The sequence below is a fragment of the Stenotrophomonas sp. 05L413 genome, from assembly GCF_056397945.1.
The window spans coordinates 379798-399858 of record NZ_JBFTOL010000002.1 but is presented as its reverse complement, the minus strand read 5'-3'; the positions used below and the strand labels follow the sequence as shown (position 1 = coordinate 399858).

The window sequence follows — 20061 nt, the reverse complement described above, 5'->3', positions numbered from 1 at the left end:
GTGCGAAATGACAGGTGAATGACCGTTCATTCATGCCCGGGTTTGCCGTACCATCGGTGCTCAACTGGACGCCATCTACGACAAGCAATGACGCTTCCCCCCCTATCCGGCGCCCCCGCCGAAGACGCTGCAGCCGCGCGTGCCGAAGTGCAGCGCCAGCGGATCCTGGACGCCGCGCAGCGCTGTTTCATCGCCCGCGGCTTCCATGCCGGCTCGATCAGCGACATCGCCGCGGAGGCGGAGATCAGCCAGGGCCTGATGTACCGGTACTTCGAGAACAAGCGCGCGCTGATCCTGGCCTTGATCGAACGGCAGCTCGCCTACGACCAGGATGCGATCGGCCATATGCCGGCGGCGGCCGATCTGGTCGACGGGCTGCTGCGCTGCTATCAGCTGTGGGCGCGGGGCGAAACGCTGGAAACCCGTGGCAATGCCATCGCCAATGTGGCGCTGTATGCGGAGATCACCGCCGAAGCGCATCGCGATCCGGTGATTGCCGAGGTGCTGCGCCGGCACGACAGGCAGACCAGTGCGGCGATCACCGCGTGGTTGCGGCAGCACGACATCGCGCGCGGCCGCACGCCCGAAGACGCCGACCTGGAGCGCCGCACGATATTGATGCGGCTGCTGGTGGAGGGCCTGGCGATGCGCGCGGTACGCGATCCGGATGTGGCCGCCGACACCGTGCGGGCGCTGCTGACGGCCTCGATTGCAACCGTGCTGGGGGAGTAAGCGCAGTCACGTGGATTTCACGGATCGGCGCGGTTAATCCGCCCGTGGCGGTCTCCCCGCTGTCCCGTGTGGAGCGGATCCAATGCGCATGCTTCCTTCGCTTCTCCTTGTCTGCGCACTGGCCCCGGTGGGGGCGACATGCGCCCAGGCACCCAAGGCGGCTGTCAGGGCCGTGGCGTCACCGCATACCTCCGATGGCATGGCCTGTGACAGCCCGAACCAGTCGCAGGCCGGGCTCAACCAATGTGCCAGCAACAGCGCGCAGCGCGCCGATGCCGAGCTCAATCGGATCTATGCCAACGTGCTGGCGCTCAATGCTCAGGACCCCGTTTTCCTGGAGCGGTTCAAGGCAGCGCAGCGCGCCTGGCTGGTGTTCCGCGATGCCCAGATCGCGGCGCGGTATCCGTCTCCAGACGACTATGGGAGCGTTCTGCCGATGTGCCAGAGTGGCGACTACGAGCAGCTGACCCTGGATCGGATCAAGCAGCTCAAGGCCTGGGTTGCCGGGGTCGAGGAGGGTGACGTGTGCGCCGGGTCCTATTCCATGAGCGGGCGCTAGCCGGGGCCGTTTAACGCGTCGGTACGGCCAGGTGCGCACACTGGTTCTGTCTGCACTGTCCCTCATGCACCCGAACCGGAGATCCCATGTCCTTCAACGCCCTCCTTGCGACCAAGACCGGCGATACCATCGCGGCCGGTCTCGTCCAGCTGACCGAGCAGGATCTGATGCCCGGCGACGTCACCGTTGCCGTGGAGTACTCCACGGTGAATTACAAGGACGCCCTTGCGCTGAGCGGCCGTTCGCCGGTGATCCGCACCTTCCCGCTCATTCCCGGCATCGATCTGGCCGGTGTGGTTGAAACGTCCACCCACCCGGGTTTTGCGCCGGGCGATCGCGTGCTGGTCAACGGCTGGGGCTTGAGCCAGACCCACCATGGCGGCTATGCGCAGAAGGCGCGGGTGCCAGGCGAGTGGCTGGTGAAGATTCCCGCGGCGTTTTCCAGCCGCGATGCGATGGCGGTCGGCACCGCCGGTTACACCGCGATGCTGTCGGTGCTGGCGCTGGAGCATGGCGGCGTGTCACCGGATCAGGGCGACATCCTGGTCACTGGCGCGAACGGCGGTGCCGGGTCCATCGCGATCGCACTGCTCTCCACGCTGGGTTACCGGGTCGTCGCGTCAACCGGCCGGCTCGAGGAATCCGCCTATCTCAAGGAACTGGGTGCGGCAGAGATCATCGACCGCGCGACGCTGTCCGAGGCCGGTGCGCCGATCGCCAAGGAACGCTGGGCCGGTGCGATCGACGCGGTGGGCAGCCACACGTTGGCCAATGTGCTGGCGCAGACGCGCTACCGCGGCGTGGTGGCGGCGTTCGGGTTGGCCCAGGGTGCGGATCTGCCGGGTTCGGTGCTGCCTTTCATCCTGCGCAACGTGACGCTCGCCGGCATCGATTCGGTCAACGCGCCTTACGCCGCGCGCGAGCAGGCCTGGACGCGCCTGGCGGCCGATCTGGACCTGGGCAAGCTGGCGCGCACCACCCAGATGATCGGTCTGGCCGAGGTGCCGGCGCTGGCCGACCAGGTGCTGCAGGGGCGTGTGCAGGGCCGCACCGTGGTCGACGTCAACGCGTGATCCAGTCGCGGCACTAAGGCGGGTGGGGGCCCGGCAGCTGCTTGACCAGCTGTTCGGCCATGGCCTTGTAGATCGGCACGCGGCACACCAGGCCGGAGACGCCGCGCGCGACCAGCACGGTGGCCAGGATGGGCAGCAGCATATCGCTGCTGTCGGTCAGCTCCAGCGAGATGACCGCCGAGGTCAACGGTGCCTGGGTGACGCCGGTCAGGTAGGCACACATCCCCAGCAGCACGAAGATGCGTTCATCGACCGAAGGCATGAGGGCGGCGAGGTTGTGGCCGAGCCCGGCGCCGACGGCCAGGGCGGGCGAGAACAGGCCGCCGGGAATACCGGCGACGTAGGAGACCAGATTGGCGACAAGCTTCATCAGCCCGAACTCGTGACCCACCGAGGGTGCTCCCTGCACCAGCCCCTTGGCCTGCTCGTAGCCGGTGCCGAAGGCCCCTGCGCCAAACGCTGCGCCCAGCAGCACCAAGGCGAGCCCGCACAGCGCCGCCAGCAGGACCGGATGGCGCTGGCGCAGCGTGCCCAGCCAGCGTGGTCTGCCTTCCATGGTCAGCAGCACGGCTTTGGCGAACAGGCCGCCAAGCAACCCCGCGGCGGTGCCGCACAGCACGATCGCCAGCCAGGCCTGCCCCAGCGGCAACGTGGCACTCACCTTGCCGAAGTACGTGTAGTTGCCGAGCAGGCCCAGCGACACCACGCCACCCACGATGACCGCGGTGAGCAGCGTGCCGGAGAAGCGGTGCTCGAAGCGGCCGCTGAGCTCTTCGATGGCGAATACGATGCCCGCCAGCGGCGTGTTGAACGCCGCCGCGATGCCGGCTGCGCCGCCGGCGAGCAGAAAGTGCGACAGCTCTTTCGGATCGCGGAACCCGAACCATCGCCCGAACATGTACATCACGCTGGCACCGACGTGCACGGTAGGGCCCTCCCGGCCCACCGAGGCGCCCCCGAGCAACGACAGCGTGGTCAAGGCGAGTTTGCCTGCCGATACGCCCAGCGAGAGATTCACACGCCGGAACGTGGGCGTCGGGATCTCCAGGGCCGCGATCACCTGCGGAATCCCGCTGCCGCGGGTGGGCTTGAGCGCGCCACTGGTCAGCCACGCCAACAGCGCGAACACGGTTGGGGTGAGCAGCAGCGCCCACCAGATCGAATAGGCGATGATCGACTGGAAGACCCGGAAGGCCGCATCACTGGCCTTGGCAAACACGATCGCGACCAGGGCGACAGCCACGGCACCGCCCCACAGGGCCGCACGGCGCTTCCACGCATCCCTGGACAGGAGAGGGCGTTGAGGGTCTGGCGAGGTCATGGGGCGGATTATCCCACGGTGATTCGCCGGTCCTTTTCACCCAATCTGTCGGTTTGCGCTTTCAAACGCGGGTGCCAGCGCGGTGCCAGTGCAGGCACGCTGCGGGTTCACGTGCCGGGGGGGTCCGTGCCGGGCAGGCGGTGGATGACAGCGTCGTAGGGAACAAGGTCGAGGAAGGCGGTGACGTCGACCGCCTTGCCCGCGCGCATCCGGAATATCCAGACGTAGTCGTTGCGATACGGCCTGCCGTCCCGGGCCACCGCGTTGCCGGCCCACTGGATGATCACATGCTCGCCGTCCGCCCAGATCTGTCGGGAGGTCGGGCGGACCGGCGTGCGTAGCCGGCTGACGAAGGGAAGCACCGCGCGGGCGATGAAGTCCTCCCGCCCGCGGTAGGTGCCTGAGCTCGGGCTGGAGCCGGCGATCGTCCACACGACCTCGGGTGCGAGCACTTCGTCGAAGAACGCCGTGCCACCGGCCGCCCATCGATCGAAGGCCTCGGTCACCACCTGCTTGTTGTGCGCCGTGTGCGGCAGGGTGGCTTCAGCCGCCGCGGCGACCGGGATCAGTGGCCCAACGGCGAGCGAGGCCACCGTGATGGCCATGGCGAGTATCCCGCCAAAGGGAGAGGTTGCCATGGCTTATCTCCGCCCGCTCAGCGTGGCGGTGCCGAAGATCAACTGCTGGGCCATCGGCCGGCCGATGAAGCGGGCGGGGAAGATCGGTGCCGGTGCACTGGCCTCATCCAATCGGGCCAGATGCGCCTCGCTCAGCACGACGGTGAGGGCGCCGAGATTGTCTTCGGCCTGCGCCACGGTGCGTGCGCCGATGATCGGCGAGACCACCGCGGGGTTGGCCAGCGTCCAGGCAATGGCCACCTGCGAGCGCGTCACGCCCAGTTCCTCCGCCACGTCACCCACCACTGCGGCGATTGCCAGCGAGCGTTCGTTGAGATGACCGATCGAGGCGATCACCCCTTTGCGGCTGCTTGCCACGTCCGCACCATTTTCGTCGGAGAGATCGGCGCGGGTGTACTTGCCGGTCAGGATGCCACCCCCCAGTGGCGACCACGGCAGTACCCCCAAACCCATCGCCTTGGCCATGGGCATGAGTTCGTGCTCCACGGTGCGCTCGACCAGGCTGTACTCGATCTGCAGCGCGATCAACGGCGACCAGCCGCGCAGGTCCGCCAGGATCTGCAGTTCGGCGACGCGCCACGCCGGGGTGTTGCAGATGCCCAGATACTGGACCTTGCCGGCGCGGACGAGATCGTCCAGCGAGCGCATCACTTCGTCCGGGCGGGTGGTGAAGTCCCAGGCGTGTACGTACAGCAGATCGATGCGATCGGTATCCAGCTGGCGCAGGCTGGCTTCCACCGAGCGCACCAGGTTGTAGCGGTGGTTGCCGCCGGCATTGATGTTGGCCGGGTCGCGCGCCATGGTGAATTTGGTGGCCAGCACCAGCCGGTCGCGCTGGGCCTTGGCGAAGCGGCCGAGGATGCGTTCGGCGGCGCCGTTGGTGTAGTTGACCGAGGTATCGATGAAGTTGCCGCCGCGGTCGACGTAGGCATCGAAAATCCGCTGGGCTTCAGCGTCATCGGCGCCCCAGCCCCAGTCGGCGCCGAAGGTCATCGTGCCCAGCGAGAGGGGGGAGACGCGCAGCCCGGAACGGCCGAGCAGGCGGTAGTGATCAAGCGAGGCAGGGGACGTCATGCGAAGGATCTCCGGGGCGGGCAGGCGGTGCCTGCGTGGGCTCCCATTGTTCTGGCGCGTCGCGTTGACCCGGTAGCCGGGTCCTCCGGCATGCTTGCACGATCGTACAAACACGACGGATGATGTCGACCTGTCCTGCCGCGCCCATGGAGACCTGCATGGCCCCGCTCGCGTTGTTCCGTAATGCCATCGCCCGGCATGCACCGCGCGATGGCACCTTCGCGTGCCGGCTGCCCGGGGTGAAGCTGATCCGTTGCAGCACCGCGACGCTGCCCATGCCGGTGATCTACGAGCCCACCGTGTGCTTCGTCGCCCAGGGCCGCAAGCGTGCCCTGCTCGGGTCGAGCGTTTACTACTACGATCCGACCCGTTATCTGGTGGCGTCGGTCGGGCTGCCGGTGATGGGCTCGGTGATCGAGGCGACCGCGACGCAGCCGTATCTGAGCCTTCAGGTCGATCTCGATGCGGCGGTGCTGGGCGAGCTCGCGCTGCAGTATCCGCAGCCTGCCGGCGAGCCAGCGGTCGCCGCGGGCCTGGCGCTCGACACGATGACACCCGGGCTGCTGGATGCCGCCACGCGGCTGGTCTGCTTGCTGGATTCACCGGACGACGCCGAGGCGCTGGGGCCGCTGGTGCTGCGCGAGATCCTCTATCGGCTGTTGACCGGCCCCAACGGCAGCGTGCTGCACGCGATCACCCGCGGCGACAGCCGGCACGGCCAGGTTGCCCGCGCGATCCTGTGGATCCGGGCGAATTTCCGTGGTGTCTGGCGTACCGATGAGGTGGCGCGCGTTGCGGGCATGAGTCGTTCGAGCTTCCATGCCCATTTCAAGGCGGTCACGGCGATGAGCCCGCTGGACTTCCGCACACAGTTGCGGATGCAGGAGGCGCGCCGGCTGATGGTCAATGACGGTCTGGATGCGGCCGATGCCGGCCACCGGGTGGGCTATGAGAGCCCCTCACAGTTCAGCCGGGACTACTCACGGCTGTTCGGCATGCCACCGGCAACGGACGCGCAGCGGCTGAGGTTGGCGGAGGTGTGAGCGTGCCGGTGCTCGCGCGATGACATCGGGAGGAGCTGCGGGACACCGTGGTGTGGCCGCAGTCCCATGATGCCCGCGATGTAAGCGAAGGTGCCGCCGGTCAGACCGGGGCGAAACCGCGGGTGGTCTTCTTTTCGTTCTTTTCCGCCTTCTTTTCCTTGGCGGTCTTGGCAGGTTTCTTCTTCTGCTCTTTCTGTTTGTTCAGGCCTTTGGCCATGGCGACGCTCTCCAGGTGGGTTGCAACGGAGGCGAGCATGGCACATCCGGTGTCGGCCGGCGCATCGGCGTGCGGTGGGTGCGCTGAAGTGAACCCGGGGTGCGGCCGTTCATGGCGCAGGCATATCCCGATAGGCCGCCTCGCTGCTCAGCACCTTCAGTCCATCCGGACCACCGTGCAGCCGCCGCTGCTCACCGACCGCCTGCTGCCATTGCAGGCGATAGCCGCTCATGTCGGGGTCGGCCAGTAGACACTGTCCGGTGTCGAACGCGCACCGAAGATGGCCTGGCCCACGCGTACCACGGTAGCGCCTTCTTCGATGGCGATCTCGACGTCACCTGACATGCCCATGGAGAGTTCCTCCAGGCTGACGCCCGGCGGCAGGGTGGGGCGCAACCGGTCGCGCAGGTCGCGCAGGCGCGCGAAGCACGGGCGTACCTGTTCCGGATCCGGCGAGAACACCGCCAGGGTCATCAGCCCGCGCACGCGCAGGTTGGAGAAGGCCGGCAGCTGCTGCACGAAATCGGCGACCTCGATCGGGTCCAGACCGTATTTGCTGTCCTCCCCGGAAGTGTTGACCTGCACGAACACATCCAGCGTGCGCTGCTCCAGTTCCAGCCGCTGATCCAGTGCCTGTGCCACGCGCAGGCTGTCCAGCGCCTGGAACTCGCTGGCGAAGCGTGCGACGTCACGTGCCTTGTTGGTCTGCAGGTGGCCGATCACCGACCAGCGCAGGCCGGGCAGGTCGGCCATCGCCGCGGCCTTGCGCTGGGCTTCCTGCACCTTGTTCTCGCCCAGCTCATGGCAGCCGGCCTCCCACGCCAGGCGCAGGCGGGCCTCATCGACGGTCTTGCTGACCGGCAGCAGGCGCACGCTGGCCGGGTCGCGGCCGGCCAGTGCGCAGGCGCGGGCGATGCGTTCGCGGACCATCGCCAGGTTGTGGCGGATCTCGTCGACAGTGGTGGCCTGGGGCCAGGTGGGGGCAGCGATGGGCATGGGGAGCTCCGGAAGCGGGGACGGCTGCGGCGCGTCGGCGCGCCGGCAGGGCGGTCCCGTAACACCGGACAGGTTGTCATAGCGCTACCCGAAAATCACCGCCCGCCGATGTCAGGGCGCCGCAGCGGCGTTCGGGCTGACGTAGTGCGTCTGTTCGTCGTCGTTGAGGAAAATCAGTTCCGGTTTGCCCTGCCAGGAGGTCAGCATCGCGCCGGTGCTGTTCTGGTGCTTGACCACCAGGGTGGCGCCGCGATCCGGGTTGGCGGTGACCTTGAATACCTCGGTGGTGCCGGTGGCATCATCGAGGGTGAGGATGGCCTCGTCGCCGACATCGGCGGTGCCGTAGCCGCCACGCTCGGAGCCATCGGCGCCCAGCAGGATCAGGCCTGACAGCGGTGACGCGCGCGGCCCCTGGGTGACGCCCTTGGTGAGCGGATCGGGGACGGGGGCGCCGAGAATCACCCGCGCCTGGCCACTGGCATCGCGGATCACCAGGCCACGGGCGGTGATGACACGCTCCTCGGACTGGCTCTGGTGCAGGCGCAGCGCGGTCCAACCGGAAACGATCAGGGCGAGGCTGGAAACGACCAGCGTGGTGATGGTCAGCGCGCGCGACATGTGGCTCTCCGGATCCTTGGAAGGCTGCGACCATACCGGATAGGGCATTCACGACACCAGTCGGAAAAGTCTGGAATTACATTCAGAGCGTGAGGTCGGTCACGGGATGGCTCAGCGGAAATCGCGGCTGTGGGTACGCACGCCGTCGATCAGGGTGTCGATGTTGTGCATCTGGCGGACGATCAGGTGCTGCACGCCGTCCACGCGTTCGAGCCGGCCGTCGATCTGCATCAGTTGCGCTTCAACCAGTACGCGATGCTGGCGGTCGGCGATCTTGCGCCAGACCACGGCGTTGACCATGCCGCATTCGTCTTCCAGGGTGAGGAAGGTGACCCCGCTGGCGGTCTGCGGGCGCTGGCGCATGCGCACCAGCCCGGCAAAGCGCACGCTGCGCCCGTGCGGCAAGGTAGCCAGTTCGTCGGAGCGGTGGCAGCGGCGTTGGCGCAGCTGGCTGCGGATGAAGGAGACCATGTGCCGGCCCAGCGTGGTGCCGGTGGTGTTGTAGTCGGCCTGCATGTCCTCGAACGCGCTGGGCAGCGGCAGCGGGACGGCGGCTTCGGCGGTGGCGCGTGCAGCCTCGAACAGCGGCAGCGGCTTCTCCACGCCGGAGACTTCCCAGCGCGCGCGATGGCGATGGCCGCTCAAGCCCTTGAGTGCGCCGGCATCGGCCAGCAGACCCTGATGGCGACGGTCCAGCTGCGCGCGCTGGCTCAGGTCGGCCACGCTCTCGAAGGGCGCGCGCTGGCGAGCCTGCACCACGCCGGTGGCGACCGCCTCGCTGAAGCCATCGACCAGACGCAGGCCCAGGCGGATGCCGAACGGCCGGCCCGGCGAGGTGGGCGGCACCAGCGTGCAGTCCCAGTCGCTGTAGCGTACGTCCACCGGCAACACCGGTACGCCGTGGCGACGCGCGTCCTGCAGGATCTGGTCCGGGGTATAGAACCCCAGTGGCTGGCTGTTGATCAGGCTGGCGGCGAATGCGGAGGGGTGATGGCACTTGAGCCAGCAGCTGACATAGGTGATCAGCGCGAAGCTGGCCGCATGGCTTTCCGGGAAGCCATAACTGCCGAACCCTTTGATCTGCTCGAACAGGCGCTCGCCGTATTCGCGGCTGTGGCCCCGGCTGGCCATGCCGGTGAGCAGCTTGTCGCGGTGCGGCTCCAGCCCGCCGTGGCGCTTCCACGCGGCCATCGAGCGGCGCAGCGCGTCGGCTTCGCCGGGGCTGAAGCCGGCGGCGGCGACCGCCAGCTGCATCACCTGTTCCTGGAACAGCGGCACGCCGAGGGTGCGTTTGAAGACCTTCTCCAGCTCGGGGGGATAATCGACCTCTTCGATGCCTTCTTCCTTGAGCTTCTTCCGTCGGTTCAGATAGGGGTGGACCATGTCGCCCTGGATCGGGCCGGGGCGCACGATTGCCACTTCGATCACCAGATCGTAGAAACAGCGCGGCTGCATGCGCGGCAGCATCGCCATCTGCGCGCGCGACTCGATCTGGAACACGCCCAGGGTATCGGCGCGGCAGATCATGTCGTAGGTGGGCTCATCACCAGGGGGAATCTTCGCCATGCTCATCTTCGGCTCGCCATGCGCTTCCAGCATCGCCAGGCATTTGCGCACGGCGGTGAGCATGCCCAGTGCCAGGCAGTCGACCTTCATCAGCCCGGTGACATCCAGATCGTCCTTGTCCCACTGGATCACGGTGCGGTCGGCCATGGCCGCGTTCTCCACCGGCACCATCGTGGACAGGGGATGTTCGGAAATCACGAAACCGCCCGGGTGCTGGGACAGGTGGCGCGGGAAGTCGACCAGTTCGGCGGTCAGCGCCACCACCCGCCGCATCAGCGGGGTCTCCGGGTCGAAGCCGCGCTCGCGCAATGCCTCCGGCAGCGGCTCGTGGCTGCTCCAGCGGTCCAGGCAGGCGGCCAGTTCGTTGACCTGGTCTGGCGGCAGGCCCAGCACCCGGGCCACATCGCGCACCGCGCTGCGACCCCGGTAGCTGATCGCCACCGCGGTCAATGCGGCGCGTTCGCGACCGTAGCGGTTGAACACGTACTGCAGCACTTCCTCGCGGCGTTCGTGTTCGAAGTCGATGTCGATGTCCGGCGGCTCATCGCGTTCGGCGGAGATGAAGCGCTCGAACAGCAGCGCCATCTCGCTGGGGTCGATCTCGGTCACGCCCAGCACGTAACACACCGAGGAATTGGCGGCCGAGCCGCGGCCCTGGCAGAGGATCTGCTGGCCGCGCGCGAAGCGCACGATGTCGTGCACGGTCAGGAAGTACGACTCGTACTGCTTGGTGTGGATCAGCGCCAGTTCGTGTTCGATCTGGTGGCGTTGCTGGGGCGTCTCGCCCGCGGGCCAACGCCATTGCATGCCTTCTTCCACCAGCACCCGCAGCCAGCTGGCCGGGTCGTGGCCGGCCGGCACCAGTTCGCGCGGGTAGGTGTACTTCAGTTGTTTGAGATCGAAGTGGCAGCGCTCGGCGATGCGCACGGTTTCGGCCAGCAGCTCGGGCGGGTACAGCGTGGCCAGGGCCTGGCGGGTACGCAGGTGGCGCTCACCGTTGGGAAACAACCGCCAGCCAGCTTCGCCGAGCGTGCAGTGGTGGCCGATCGCGGTGAGGGTGTCCTGCAGCGCGCGGCGGCGGCGCACGTGCATGTGCACATCGCCGCTGGCCACCAGTGGAATGCCCTGGTCGCGGCCGAAACGACGCAGCCGTTGCAGGCGCGCACGGTCGTCGGCCTCGCGGTGCAGTTCAACCGCCAGCCACAGCCGCTGCGGAAAGCAGGCCTGCAGCCACTGCGCATCCTCGATGCCCGGGGTAGGGTCTGCCCACAGGCACAGCAGGCCGGCGTGCAGCTGTGCGATGTCGCTGCGCAGGCAGCGGTACTCGCCCTTGGGCGCGCGCCGGCGGCAGGTGGTGATCAGCTGGCACAGCGCGGCGTAGCTGCCCTGATCGGTGCACAGCAGCACCAGTTTCGGGCCGTCCTCCAGCTGGAATTCGGCCCCGGTGATCAGGGGCAGTGCGTGCTTCTTCGCGGCCTGCCAGGCGCGCACGATGCCAGCCAGCGAGCACTCATCGGTGATCGCCAGCGCGTGGTAGCCCTGGCCTTTGGCACGCGCGAACAACTCCTCGGCGATGGACGCGCCGCGCTGGAAACTGAAGGCCGACAGGCAATGCAGTTCGGCGTATCCGGGCAGCGGTGCGCTCATGCGAACCAGCCATGCAGCATGAACGGTCCGCTGCGTGCATCGGCGGCGGTATAGGCCCAGCCGCGCTGGCCTTGCGGCGTTTCGATGACGTAATAGTCGCGGCGGATGTCGCCGGCATCCCACCAGCCCGATTCGATCCGCTCCGGCCCGGACAGGATGCGCAGATGCGGATCCTGCAGCGCCTGCGGCTGGGCCAGCAGCCAGCCCGGGCGCATCGGCAGCACCGGGGGCGGGGGCTTGGGCGCGCCCTGGGCGTCACCGGTCGCGTGTTCGGGCCGATGGTCGGCGCGCAGCCCCAGCCCTTGCACGGCGTCATCGCCGAGCCGGGCGCGCAGGCGCTCGCGCAGCTGTTCCCACGGCATTGCCTGCTGCGGGCGCGGGTCGAACAGATCGCGTGCGGCCGGGACGAACGGCGGCAGTTGCTCCGCCTGCAGGCGCAGGCCGCGGCTGCCCGCTGGCAACTGCAGATGATCCACACGGTTGCGGGCCAGCTCGAACAGCATCGCCGGTTCGCGCTCGGGCGCGAGCAGGCCGATCGAGAGGCGCGTATCGGGGTGGTGTTCGTGTTCGAACCACAGATCGAACTGCAGCACGCCGCCATCGCGCGAACACAGGAACGCGGCCAGATCGGCGGTCAGGCGCCGCAACGGGAACAGCATGGCCTGGGTGGACTCGACCTCGTACTCGAACTCGATGCGCGCATCGAAGCGGTCCGGCGGCTGGAAATAGCGCAGCGGCGGCGTGCTGATCCCGCGCAGCGCATCCAGGTGCGCCAGTACCTGCGGCGGGAAGCGCCGGGCCAGGCTCTCGCGCGGCAGGCCGAATGCCGCGCCCAGTGTGCGCAACCCCGAGCGCGCCAGCACCGTGACCGCCTCGGCCGGCAACCCGCTGCGTTCGATCGGCACCTGGGCCAGGGCCGCCTCCACCTGGTGCGCAGCCACGCCGAGCCGGCCATGCACGCGGGCCAGTACGCTGGCGGCATGCGGATTCGGTGCGGCCACCAGCCGGTGGCGGAAACCCAGTTCGGTCAGGCCACGGGTGAGCCGCTGCTCGACCTCCGGCCAATCACCGAACAGCGCGCGGCTGGCCCGGATCTCCAACGCCAGCGCGTGCGGGAAATCCAGGCTGACCTGCGAGCTGATGCCGTACAGCCAACTGGCCAACAGCTGGCGGGTGGCCTGTTCGGCGCGCGGGTCGTATTCCACGGTGAGCATGTCGCGGGTGAGCACCTGCGCAGCTGAGAGCAGCATGCCGCGGCGCAGCCCCAGCTGCCGCGCCGAGGGACTGACCGCATGCAGCACGCGCCGCTGCGCCGGGCCGGTGACCAGCACCAGCGGCGCGGCCGGGTCCGGTTGCTGGCGCAGGGCGGCATCCAGCGCCAGGTGCGGCAGCAGCAGGCAGGCCCAGTCCACGGCGGCCGCTCAATGGGCCACGGCCAGCGGCAACGGCTGGGCCGGTGCCAGCCCGCCACGGCATTTGAGGACACGCACCTGGCCATCGTCGAGCTGCAGGCGCAGCGCGGCCGGGGAGGGGTTGCGCGCGTGCCGGGCATCGCGGAAGGAAAACCCCAGGCACTGGCCGGTTTCGGCCGCCACCTGCAGCCGGCGCAGCGCGCGGTCATCGGCCTGTTGCGGCCAGCACAGCACCGCCGCGCACGCGGCCGAGCGCAGGCATTGTTCGGCGGCCCACAACGCATCGCGCGGGCTGGCCTGGACCACCTGCACCTGGTTCAGCGCCAGCCCGGCGCGGGCCCACGCCGGGGCATGCGGCAGGTGCGGCGGGGCGATCAGCACCACGGTCTGCTGTTGCTGGCTCAACCGCGCCAGCGTCGGCCAGACCAGGGCCAGCTCACCGACCCCGGGCGAGGCCAGCAGCACCTCCGACAGCGCCGAGGGCGGCCAGCCACCGCCCGGCAGGCGGGCATCCAGCGCCGGGTGGCCGGTCGGGTGCGGGGCCACCTCCGGGAAGGCCGCACGCGGCTGCCCCCGCCAGACCCGGCGGGTTTCCAGCAGCCGGTCCAGGGCCAGCACGGCGCCCATCAGCGGGCCTCCCGGCAGGGCTGGAGCAGGTGGAAACGGGCAGGAAACAAGGGCATGGCGGCGAGTATCGGCAGCACGCGTGTCAAAGGCTGAGACCGACAATCCTACCCGCAATTAGTAAAAATGCTAACGAATTCGGCGGCCGGATTCCCAACCCGTTGGGGGTGATGAATGCTTCAGGAGAGCGGAATGGCAGCGCGCCAGATGGGATGGCCACGCGTGTGATGGAGGGCATCCACGCATGGCGTGGATCTACTCAGCGCCCCTGCGGATCGGGCCGGTGGTGCACGTACTCGACCACGGTGCCGTCCGGATGCACGGCGTTGAAGGCCGCCCCGGTGGGCACGACCTGCAGTGGAAAGATGATCTGCGCCCCGGCCGCCACCAGCCGGTCGTAATAGGGCTGCACGTCATCCACCAGCAGCGTGCCGGTGGTGGAGGTGAACGGGGCCAGCTTGTCCGGCGCGCCCTCGATCAGCAGGAACGCCCCGACCATCGCCAGGCGCAGGCCGGCCTCGGGGAACGGAAAGCCCGCATCGGCGACCACGCCCTGCAACTGCTCGTAGAACGCCACCCGTGCTTCCAGTTCGCCCGGGCCGACGAACACCCGGATCAGCACCCGCGGGCTGCGTTGCCGGGAGGTGTCGTTGCGGTCGCGCCAGAGTTGATCGAAGTGGCGGTGTGGGGGCATGCGGCGGCTCCGGGACGTGAGCGCTCATTATCGAGCCGCGATCCGCCTGGAACCGGGCAGGCCTCATGACCACCGGTGATGGCGTGATAACCCGGCATCGCCCACCAGGCCAGCAACGCCAGCAGCGACACACCGGCACCCGCCGTGCAGACCCCGGGCCAGCCGAACGCGGCATACAACGCACTGCCGGCCAGCGCCCCCAGCCCACTGCCGGCCGCGTAGAACAGCATGTAGGCGGCGATCACCTGCGCCTGCGCATGCGGGGCTGCGGCCAGAATCCGGCTCTGGTTGGTCACGTGCAGCGCCTGCACTGCCATATCCAGCAGCAGCACGCCGAGCACCAGCCAGCCCAGGTGGTGGGGCATCGCGGCGATCGGCAGCCAGCTCAGCAGCATCAGCCCCAGGGCGCCGGTGGTCACCCGCCCGGCATGGCCCCGGTCACTCCAGTGCCCACTGCGTGCCGCCGCCAATGCACCGAGCAGCCCGACCAGCGCGAAGGCACCGATGGCGGTGTGCGTGAGCGCATACGGCGGCGCGCCCAGCGGCAGGCTCATGCAGCTCCAGAACAGGCCGAACACGGTGAACAGCAGCAGGCCCAGCACGCCGCGCTGGCGCAGCACCGGCTGTTGCCGCAGCAAGGCGATCAACCCGGTGCGTGCGGTGGGTGGCGTCGCCACCGGCAGCCGTGGCAGACGCGCCCACAACAGCGCGCCCGTCACCACCATCAGCGCCGCCGAGAGCAGGTACACCGCCCGCCATCCGCCCAGATCGGCCACCGCGCCGGCCACGACGCGTGCCAACAACAACCCGACTACCACGCCCGCCTGTGCGGCGCCGACCACGCGGCCGCGCTCGTGCCCGCCTGCAGCGGCGGCGGCATAGGCGATCAGCCCCTGGGTCATCGCGGTGCCGAGCAGGCCCACCGCCAGCATGCCCAGCAGCAGGCTCCAGGCCTGCGCGGCCAGCGCGACGGCCAGCAGGGCCAGCACCAGGCCACCGGTCTGGATCGCCATCAGGCGGCGGCGGTCCACGCGGTCACCCAGTGGCACCACCCATAGCAGCGCCGCCACCGACCCCAGCTGGGTGGCGGCGATCACCGCGCCGATGCGGGAGGTGCTGATCTGGAGATCGGCGGCCAGCGCGTCCAGCAAGGGCTGGGCGTAATAGACATTGGCCACGCTCAAACCGGCGGCACAGGCGAACAGCATCAGCAGGGCGGAGGAGAGGGGGGAGGCAGGGGGTTGAGCGATGATCGCCATAGGTGGTCTCAAAATAGAACCAGTTGATTCTGGGGTATGTGGTTCTAAAATGAAACCTGGAAAGGAGGCCGCTCATGACAACCGATGCCACTACCCCCTGCCCGGTGGGGCGCGCGCTGGATCTGGTCGGTGACCGCTGGTCGCTGCTGATCGTGCGCGAAGCTTTCGACGGGGTGCGCCGCTTCAGCGATTTCCAGCGCCGCCTGGGAATGTCGCGCAGCATGCTGAGCCAGCGCCTGCAGGCCTTGCTGGAAGCGGACGTGCTGGCGCAGCAGCCGCTGGGCGAAGGCCGCAGCTATCAGGAATATGTGCTCACCGAGCGCGGTCGCGCGCTGTTCCCGCTGGTGGTGGCGCTGCGCCAATGGGGCGAGGCCTTCCTGTTCGCACCCGGCGAGCCGCGCTCGGTGCTGCAGGCCGACAGCGATGGGCAGCCCTTGGCCCCGATGCAGCCGCGCGACCAGCGTGGGCAGGTGGTTGAGGGCGCCGACACCCGGGTGATGAAGCCGCTGTCGCCCTGATTTCGCGCGGGTTGCGGTGTCTCAAATGTAAGCATCCTGTTGACAGGGATGAACACGCTCGCCCACTCTTCCGGGGTGGGGCGCCGGTCACGGGCTCCCGGGTGGTGCGGCTGTCACGACGGGCGGAGGGGCCTGGACGTAGTCGTCATCGCCTTGCGTTGTAAACGGTTCCGCGCGCCCGCGCGTGGTTCCCGCCGACATGGCGCTGCACCCTTCTGCGGCAAGACTCCCTGGATTTATTGCGCAAGCAAAGGTGTTTCGTCCGCTCATGAAAACGATTTCAAAGCCCCTGGCCCTGACGGCCGCCATCGCGCTCTCGCTGAGCGCTTCCGCCTGGGCTGCTGCCCCGGCCGCCGCCACCGACGCGTTCACCGTGCTGACCCTGGAACAGACCCCGGGTGAGCTGGACGCCGCCGTGGTCGCCGCGCAGCTGGAGCAGCTGCAGGTCGATGCAGTGACCGTGCGCAACGTGGAGCGCCGCGCCGACCGCGTGGATCCGCTGCAGGGCCTGGCCGATGCGCTGGGTTATCACTATCGTTTCGTGACCGCCGATCCGGCCGCCGCGCAGCAGACCGGCAGCGTCGTGCTCACCCGCCTGCCGATCGAGGCCGAATCGGGCACCGAGCAGCCGTCGCTGAATTACCTGCGCCTCAACGATGGCCGCCACGTGGTCGCGCTGTACACCAGCGCCGCCGATGCGGCGGCACTGCCCCCGCTGGTCACCGGTTCGCGCCTGGGCGCGCCGGCCGTGCTGCTGGGCGCGGTCAGTGCCGATGCAGCCACCACCGCAGGCTTCGATCCGTCGCGCGTCGCGCTGGAAGCCAATGAAAGCTACTTCAGCGATGGCTTCCAGTCCGCCACGTCGGCGGCGATCAAGCTGCGCACCCATGACGGCAAGAAGGGCACCACCGCCGCCACGCTGCTGACCCTGGGGTATGCCGCGCCGGTCGGTGGCGACACGCCGTGGATGGACACCGGCCTGAACGCCGATGCCCGTGCCAAGGCGCTGGTCGCGCAGATGACCGTGGATGAGAAGTTCCAGATGCTGCACAGCTACTTCGGGCTGGGCAAGGATGGCGGTCCGCTGCCGGAAGGCGCGGTCGGTTCGGCCGGTTTCGTGCCGGGCGTGCCGCGCCTGGGCATTCCGGCGCAGCAGTCGGCCGATGCCGGTGTCGGCGTGACCAATCCGGGCGGCCTGCGCAAGGGCGACCACGCCACCGCGATGCCGTCCGGCCCGTCCACGGCCTCCAGCTGGAACCCGGATATCGCCTTCGCTGGCGGTGCCACCATGGGTCGCGAAGCCTGGCAGCAGCGCTTCAACATCCTGTTGGCCGGCAGCGTCAACCTGCAGCGCGATCCGCGCAATGGCCGCAACTTCGAATACGCCGGTGAAGATCCCCTGCTGGCCGGTGTGCTGGTCGGTGAGTCGATCCGCGGCGTGCAGAGCCAGCATGTCATCTCCACGATGAAGCACTTCGCGCTCAACGACATGGAGACCTCGCGCAATTTCCACAGCGCCGAGATCGGCGAGCAGGCGATGCGCGAATCGGACCTGCTGGCGTTCGAGATCGCCATGGACATCGGTAAGCCCGGTTCGGCGATGTGCTCGTACAACCGCATCAACGGCACCTACGGCTGCGAACACGATTACCTCATGAACGAGGTGCTCAAGCAGGAATGGAAGTTCCCCGGTTTCGTGATGTCCGACTGGGGTGGCGTGCACAGCGGCTCCAAGGCGGCGCTGGCGGGCCTGGACCAGCAGTCGGCCGGTGAAGTGTTCGACAAGGCGGTCTATTTCGACGAACCGCTGCGCCTGGCCGTGGCCGGTGGCGTGGTGCCGCAGGCGCGCCTGGACGACATGGTGAGCCGCATCCTGCGCACCATGTTCGCGCACGGCAATTTCGATCTGCCGCCTGTGCATGAGCCGATCGACGACGAGGCCGGCTTCCACGCCGCGCAGCGCACCGTCGAAGAAGGCAGCGTGCTGCTGCGCAATGCCGATGACCTGCTGCCGCTGGGCAAGGACGTGCAGCGCATCGTCATCATCGGTGGCCATGCCGACAAGGGCGTGATCGGCGGCGGCGGTTCCTCGATGGTGGGCTGGACCGCGCGGGGCACCAATGCGGTGCCGGGTGTGATGCCGACGACCTGGCCGGGCCCGGTGATCTTCCACCCGTCCTCGCCGCTGGAAGCGCTGCGCGCCGAGCGTCCGGATGCCCGCATCGATTACGTGGATGGCCGCGATGTGGCCGCCGCCGCGCGCGCTGCCGCTGCCGCCGATGTCGCGATCGTGTTCGCCACGCAGTGGTCGGCCGAATCGGTCGATCTGCCGCACATGCAGCTGCCGGACAACCAGGACGCGCTGATCGCCGGTGTGGCCAAGGCCAACCCGAAGACGGTGGTGGTGCTGGAAACCAACGGCCCGGTCGAGCTGCCGTGGCTGCAGCAGGTGCCGGCCATCCTGCAGGCCTGGTACCCGGGCATCCGGGGCGGTGAAGGCATCGCCGCGCTGCTGACCGGCAAGATCAATCCGTCCGGTCGCCTGCCGGTGACCTGGCCGACCGATGTCAGCCAGCTGCCGCGCCCGCACGTCAATGGCCTGGGCTTCAACCCGAAGAACAAGCCGGATGACACCATCGACTACGACATCGAAGGTGCCAACGTCGGCTACAAGTGGTTCGCCGCCAAGGGCCTGACCCCGCAGTATGCGTTCGGCCATGGCCTGTCCTACACCAGCTTCGGCTACGACAACCTGCAGGTGGTGGTGGACGGCCAGCGTGTGGTCGCCAGCGTGGACGTGCGCAACACCGGCAAGGTCGCCGGTGCGGATGTGCCGCAGCTGTACCTGCAGCTGCCGCAGGGCAGCACCACGCCGATCCGCCTGATCGGCTTCCAGAAGGTGACGCTGCAGCCGGGCGAAAGCCGCCGGATCCGCATCGAAGCCGAGCCGAAGACGCTGGCCAGTTTCGATACCGCTGCCAAGCAGTGGAAGATCGCCGGTGGGCAGTACGAAGTACAGCTCTCGCGCGCGGCCAATGCACCGGTGCAGCGCGTGCCGCTGGAGCTGGCCGAGCAGGTGGTCCGCTGAGCTGACGGGCAGGGCACGACCGTCGGTCGTGCCTCCGGTCACCCCGGCAGGTGCTCGCGCAGGTGCGCCAGCAGCAGCCGGACCCGGCGCGAGGGCTGGGTGGTGTTGGGAAACACCGCATACACGCCCTGGCGCGGGAAACGATGACGGCGCAGGATCGGCAGCAGCCGGCCCTGCGCCAGATCGTCATCGATCAACCACTGCGGCAATACGGTCGCGCCGGCCCCGGCCAGCGCGAAGGCGCGCAGCGTGGAGGCGTTATCGACCGTGACCACCGCATGGGCGGGGTTGCAGGCAAACACCTGGTCGCTGCCATCGGGCGCCACCAGCGGTAGATCCGCCAAGCGCGGATACCCCAATCGTGGCAGCGTGCGGATCCAGTCCGGGTCATCGCGCGCGGCATCATCGGGCAGCGTGGACAACAACGACGGTGCGGCGACCGCGCACAGCGCGTGCTTGTCCAGCAGGGTCGCGCGCAGCTGCGAATCCTGCAGCCGCCCCAACCGGATCGCCAGATCGAACCGCTCGGGAATCAGGTCCGCCGGCGCCGGTGAGGTGGACAGGTGCAGGCGCAGCTCCGGATGCAGGGCGCGGAAGGATTCCAGCACCGGCACGACCCGGGCGATCGCATACTCCGGCGTGGTGGTCAGCCGCAGCGTGCCACGCAGCTGCAGCTGTTCGCTGCGTGCCTCCTCGATGGCGAGCTCGGCGGTGGCCAGCAGCGCCGTGCAATGCTGGTAGAAACGCTCGCCGGCCTCGGTCAACGCCAGGCTGCGCGTATTCCGCACCAGCAGGGTCACACCCAGTTCCTGTTCCAGCCGCTTGAGGTTGAAGCTCACCACCGCGCGGCTCTGTCCCAGGCGCTGTGCGGCCGCGGTCAGGCTGCCGGCATCGACAATCGTCTTGAAGGTCTCGAAGCGGTCCAGGCTGACCATGGCGGTGCGCTGACTGTCAAAAAAGGTTTGACAGTCTTGCATCCGGT

19 protein-coding genes are annotated in these 20061 nt (G+C 68.6%); 6 read left to right on the top strand and 13 right to left on the bottom strand.

The features are described from left to right. Positions 1-87 precede the first annotated feature (87 nt). The 3 genes from AC1DIQ_RS06415 (at position 88) to acuI (ending at position 2364) form a co-directional block, all read left to right on the top strand. Positions 88-732 carry a TetR/AcrR family transcriptional regulator gene (locus tag AC1DIQ_RS06415; RefSeq protein ID WP_478049684.1) on the top strand — a complete coding sequence of 215 codons (645 nt, stop codon included), beginning with the start codon at positions 88-90 and terminating at the stop codon, positions 730-732. Between the two features lie 172 nt (positions 733-904). Then, positions 905-1291 (top strand): lysozyme inhibitor LprI family protein, encoded by a 387-nt coding sequence (locus tag AC1DIQ_RS06410; RefSeq protein WP_193222746.1) that lies wholly within the window; start codon positions 905-907, stop codon positions 1289-1291. Positions 1292-1377: 86 nt separating this feature from the next. Then, complete coding sequence (gene acuI, locus AC1DIQ_RS06405; RefSeq protein WP_461769961.1) at positions 1378-2364, top strand: acrylyl-CoA reductase (NADPH); 987 nt, start codon at positions 1378-1380, stop codon at positions 2362-2364. Positions 2365-2377: 13 nt separating this feature from the next. On the opposite strand, the gene AC1DIQ_RS06400 is transcribed toward acuI, so the two are convergent. The 3 genes from AC1DIQ_RS06400 to AC1DIQ_RS06390 all read right to left on the bottom strand — a co-directional run bounded on the left by AC1DIQ_RS06400 (position 2378) and on the right by AC1DIQ_RS06390 (position 5397). Further along, on the bottom strand, positions 2378-3685 hold the full coding sequence (locus AC1DIQ_RS06400; protein WP_478049683.1) for a chloride channel protein: 1308 nt from the start codon (positions 3683-3685) through the stop codon (positions 2378-2380). Positions 3686-3792: 107 nt separating this feature from the next. Beyond that, complete coding sequence (locus AC1DIQ_RS06395; protein WP_478049682.1) at positions 3793-4323, bottom strand: nuclear transport factor 2 family protein; 531 nt, start codon at positions 4321-4323, stop codon at positions 3793-3795. A gap of 3 nt (positions 4324-4326) precedes the next feature. Beyond that, positions 4327-5397, bottom strand: a complete 1071-nt coding sequence (locus tag AC1DIQ_RS06390; RefSeq protein ID WP_121037068.1) for an aldo/keto reductase — start codon at positions 5395-5397, stop codon at positions 4327-4329. 158 nt (positions 5398-5555) lie between these two features. Here AC1DIQ_RS06390 and AC1DIQ_RS06385 point away from each other — a divergent pair, with 158 nt between their 5' ends. After that, a complete protein-coding gene (locus AC1DIQ_RS06385; RefSeq protein WP_478049681.1) occupies positions 5556-6440 on the top strand; it encodes an AraC family transcriptional regulator in 885 nt (294 codons plus the stop codon). Between the two features lie 100 nt (positions 6441-6540). Here the strand turns inward: AC1DIQ_RS06385 and AC1DIQ_RS06380 are convergent, their stop codons facing one another. From AC1DIQ_RS06380 to AC1DIQ_RS06340, 9 genes are all read right to left on the bottom strand, one after another. Further along, positions 6541-6696, bottom strand: a complete 156-nt coding sequence (locus AC1DIQ_RS06380; RefSeq protein WP_167390404.1) for a hypothetical protein — start codon at positions 6694-6696, stop codon at positions 6541-6543. Between the two features lie 70 nt (positions 6697-6766). After that, entirely contained in the window at positions 6767-6889 is a 123-nt protein-coding gene (locus tag AC1DIQ_RS06375) for a hypothetical protein (RefSeq protein ID WP_461769958.1), read from the bottom strand. After that, positions 6886-7653 (bottom strand): YggS family pyridoxal phosphate-dependent enzyme, encoded by a 768-nt coding sequence (locus AC1DIQ_RS06370; RefSeq protein ID WP_121037064.1) that lies wholly within the window; start codon positions 7651-7653, stop codon positions 6886-6888. Before AC1DIQ_RS06370 ends, AC1DIQ_RS06375 begins: the two co-directional genes overlap by 4 nt. Positions 7654-7764: 111 nt before the next feature. Continuing rightward, positions 7765-8271 (bottom strand): hypothetical protein, encoded by a 507-nt coding sequence (locus tag AC1DIQ_RS06365; protein WP_121037061.1) that lies wholly within the window; start codon positions 8269-8271, stop codon positions 7765-7767. A 111-nt stretch (positions 8272-8382) separates the two neighbouring features. Beyond that, a complete protein-coding gene (locus AC1DIQ_RS06360; protein WP_478049680.1) occupies positions 8383-11484 on the bottom strand; it encodes an error-prone DNA polymerase in 3102 nt (1033 codons plus the stop codon). Then, positions 11481-12896: a Y-family DNA polymerase gene (locus AC1DIQ_RS06355; protein WP_121037057.1), complete on the bottom strand. Its 1416-nt coding sequence runs from the start codon at positions 12894-12896 to the stop codon at positions 11481-11483. Before AC1DIQ_RS06355 ends, AC1DIQ_RS06360 begins: the two co-directional genes overlap by 4 nt. A gap of 9 nt (positions 12897-12905) precedes the next feature. Then, positions 12906-13523, bottom strand: coding sequence for a translesion DNA synthesis-associated protein ImuA (gene imuA / locus AC1DIQ_RS06350; protein WP_088433373.1), 618 nt, complete (start codon positions 13521-13523; stop codon positions 12906-12908). A 256-nt stretch (positions 13524-13779) separates the two neighbouring features. After that, a complete protein-coding gene (locus AC1DIQ_RS06345; protein ID WP_070425312.1) occupies positions 13780-14214 on the bottom strand; it encodes a VOC family protein in 435 nt (144 codons plus the stop codon). Next, positions 14136-15473, bottom strand: coding sequence for an MFS transporter (locus AC1DIQ_RS06340; RefSeq protein WP_478049679.1), 1338 nt, complete (start codon positions 15471-15473; stop codon positions 14136-14138). Before AC1DIQ_RS06340 ends, AC1DIQ_RS06345 begins: the two co-directional genes overlap by 79 nt. 74 nt (positions 15474-15547) lie before the next feature. On the opposite strand from AC1DIQ_RS06340, the gene AC1DIQ_RS06335 reads away from it, so the two are divergent. Further along, on the top strand, positions 15548-15991 hold the full coding sequence (locus AC1DIQ_RS06335; protein WP_121037054.1) for a winged helix-turn-helix transcriptional regulator: 444 nt from the start codon (positions 15548-15550) through the stop codon (positions 15989-15991). Between the two features lie 268 nt (positions 15992-16259). Next, positions 16260-19079: a beta-glucosidase gene (locus AC1DIQ_RS06330; RefSeq protein WP_152151335.1), complete on the top strand. Its 2820-nt coding sequence runs from the start codon at positions 16260-16262 to the stop codon at positions 19077-19079. Between the two features lie 38 nt (positions 19080-19117). On the opposite strand, the gene AC1DIQ_RS06325 is transcribed toward AC1DIQ_RS06330, so the two are convergent. Continuing rightward, a complete protein-coding gene (locus AC1DIQ_RS06325) occupies positions 19118-20014 on the bottom strand; it encodes a LysR family transcriptional regulator (protein ID WP_478049678.1) in 897 nt (298 codons plus the stop codon). Positions 20015-20061: the final 47 nt, after the last annotated feature.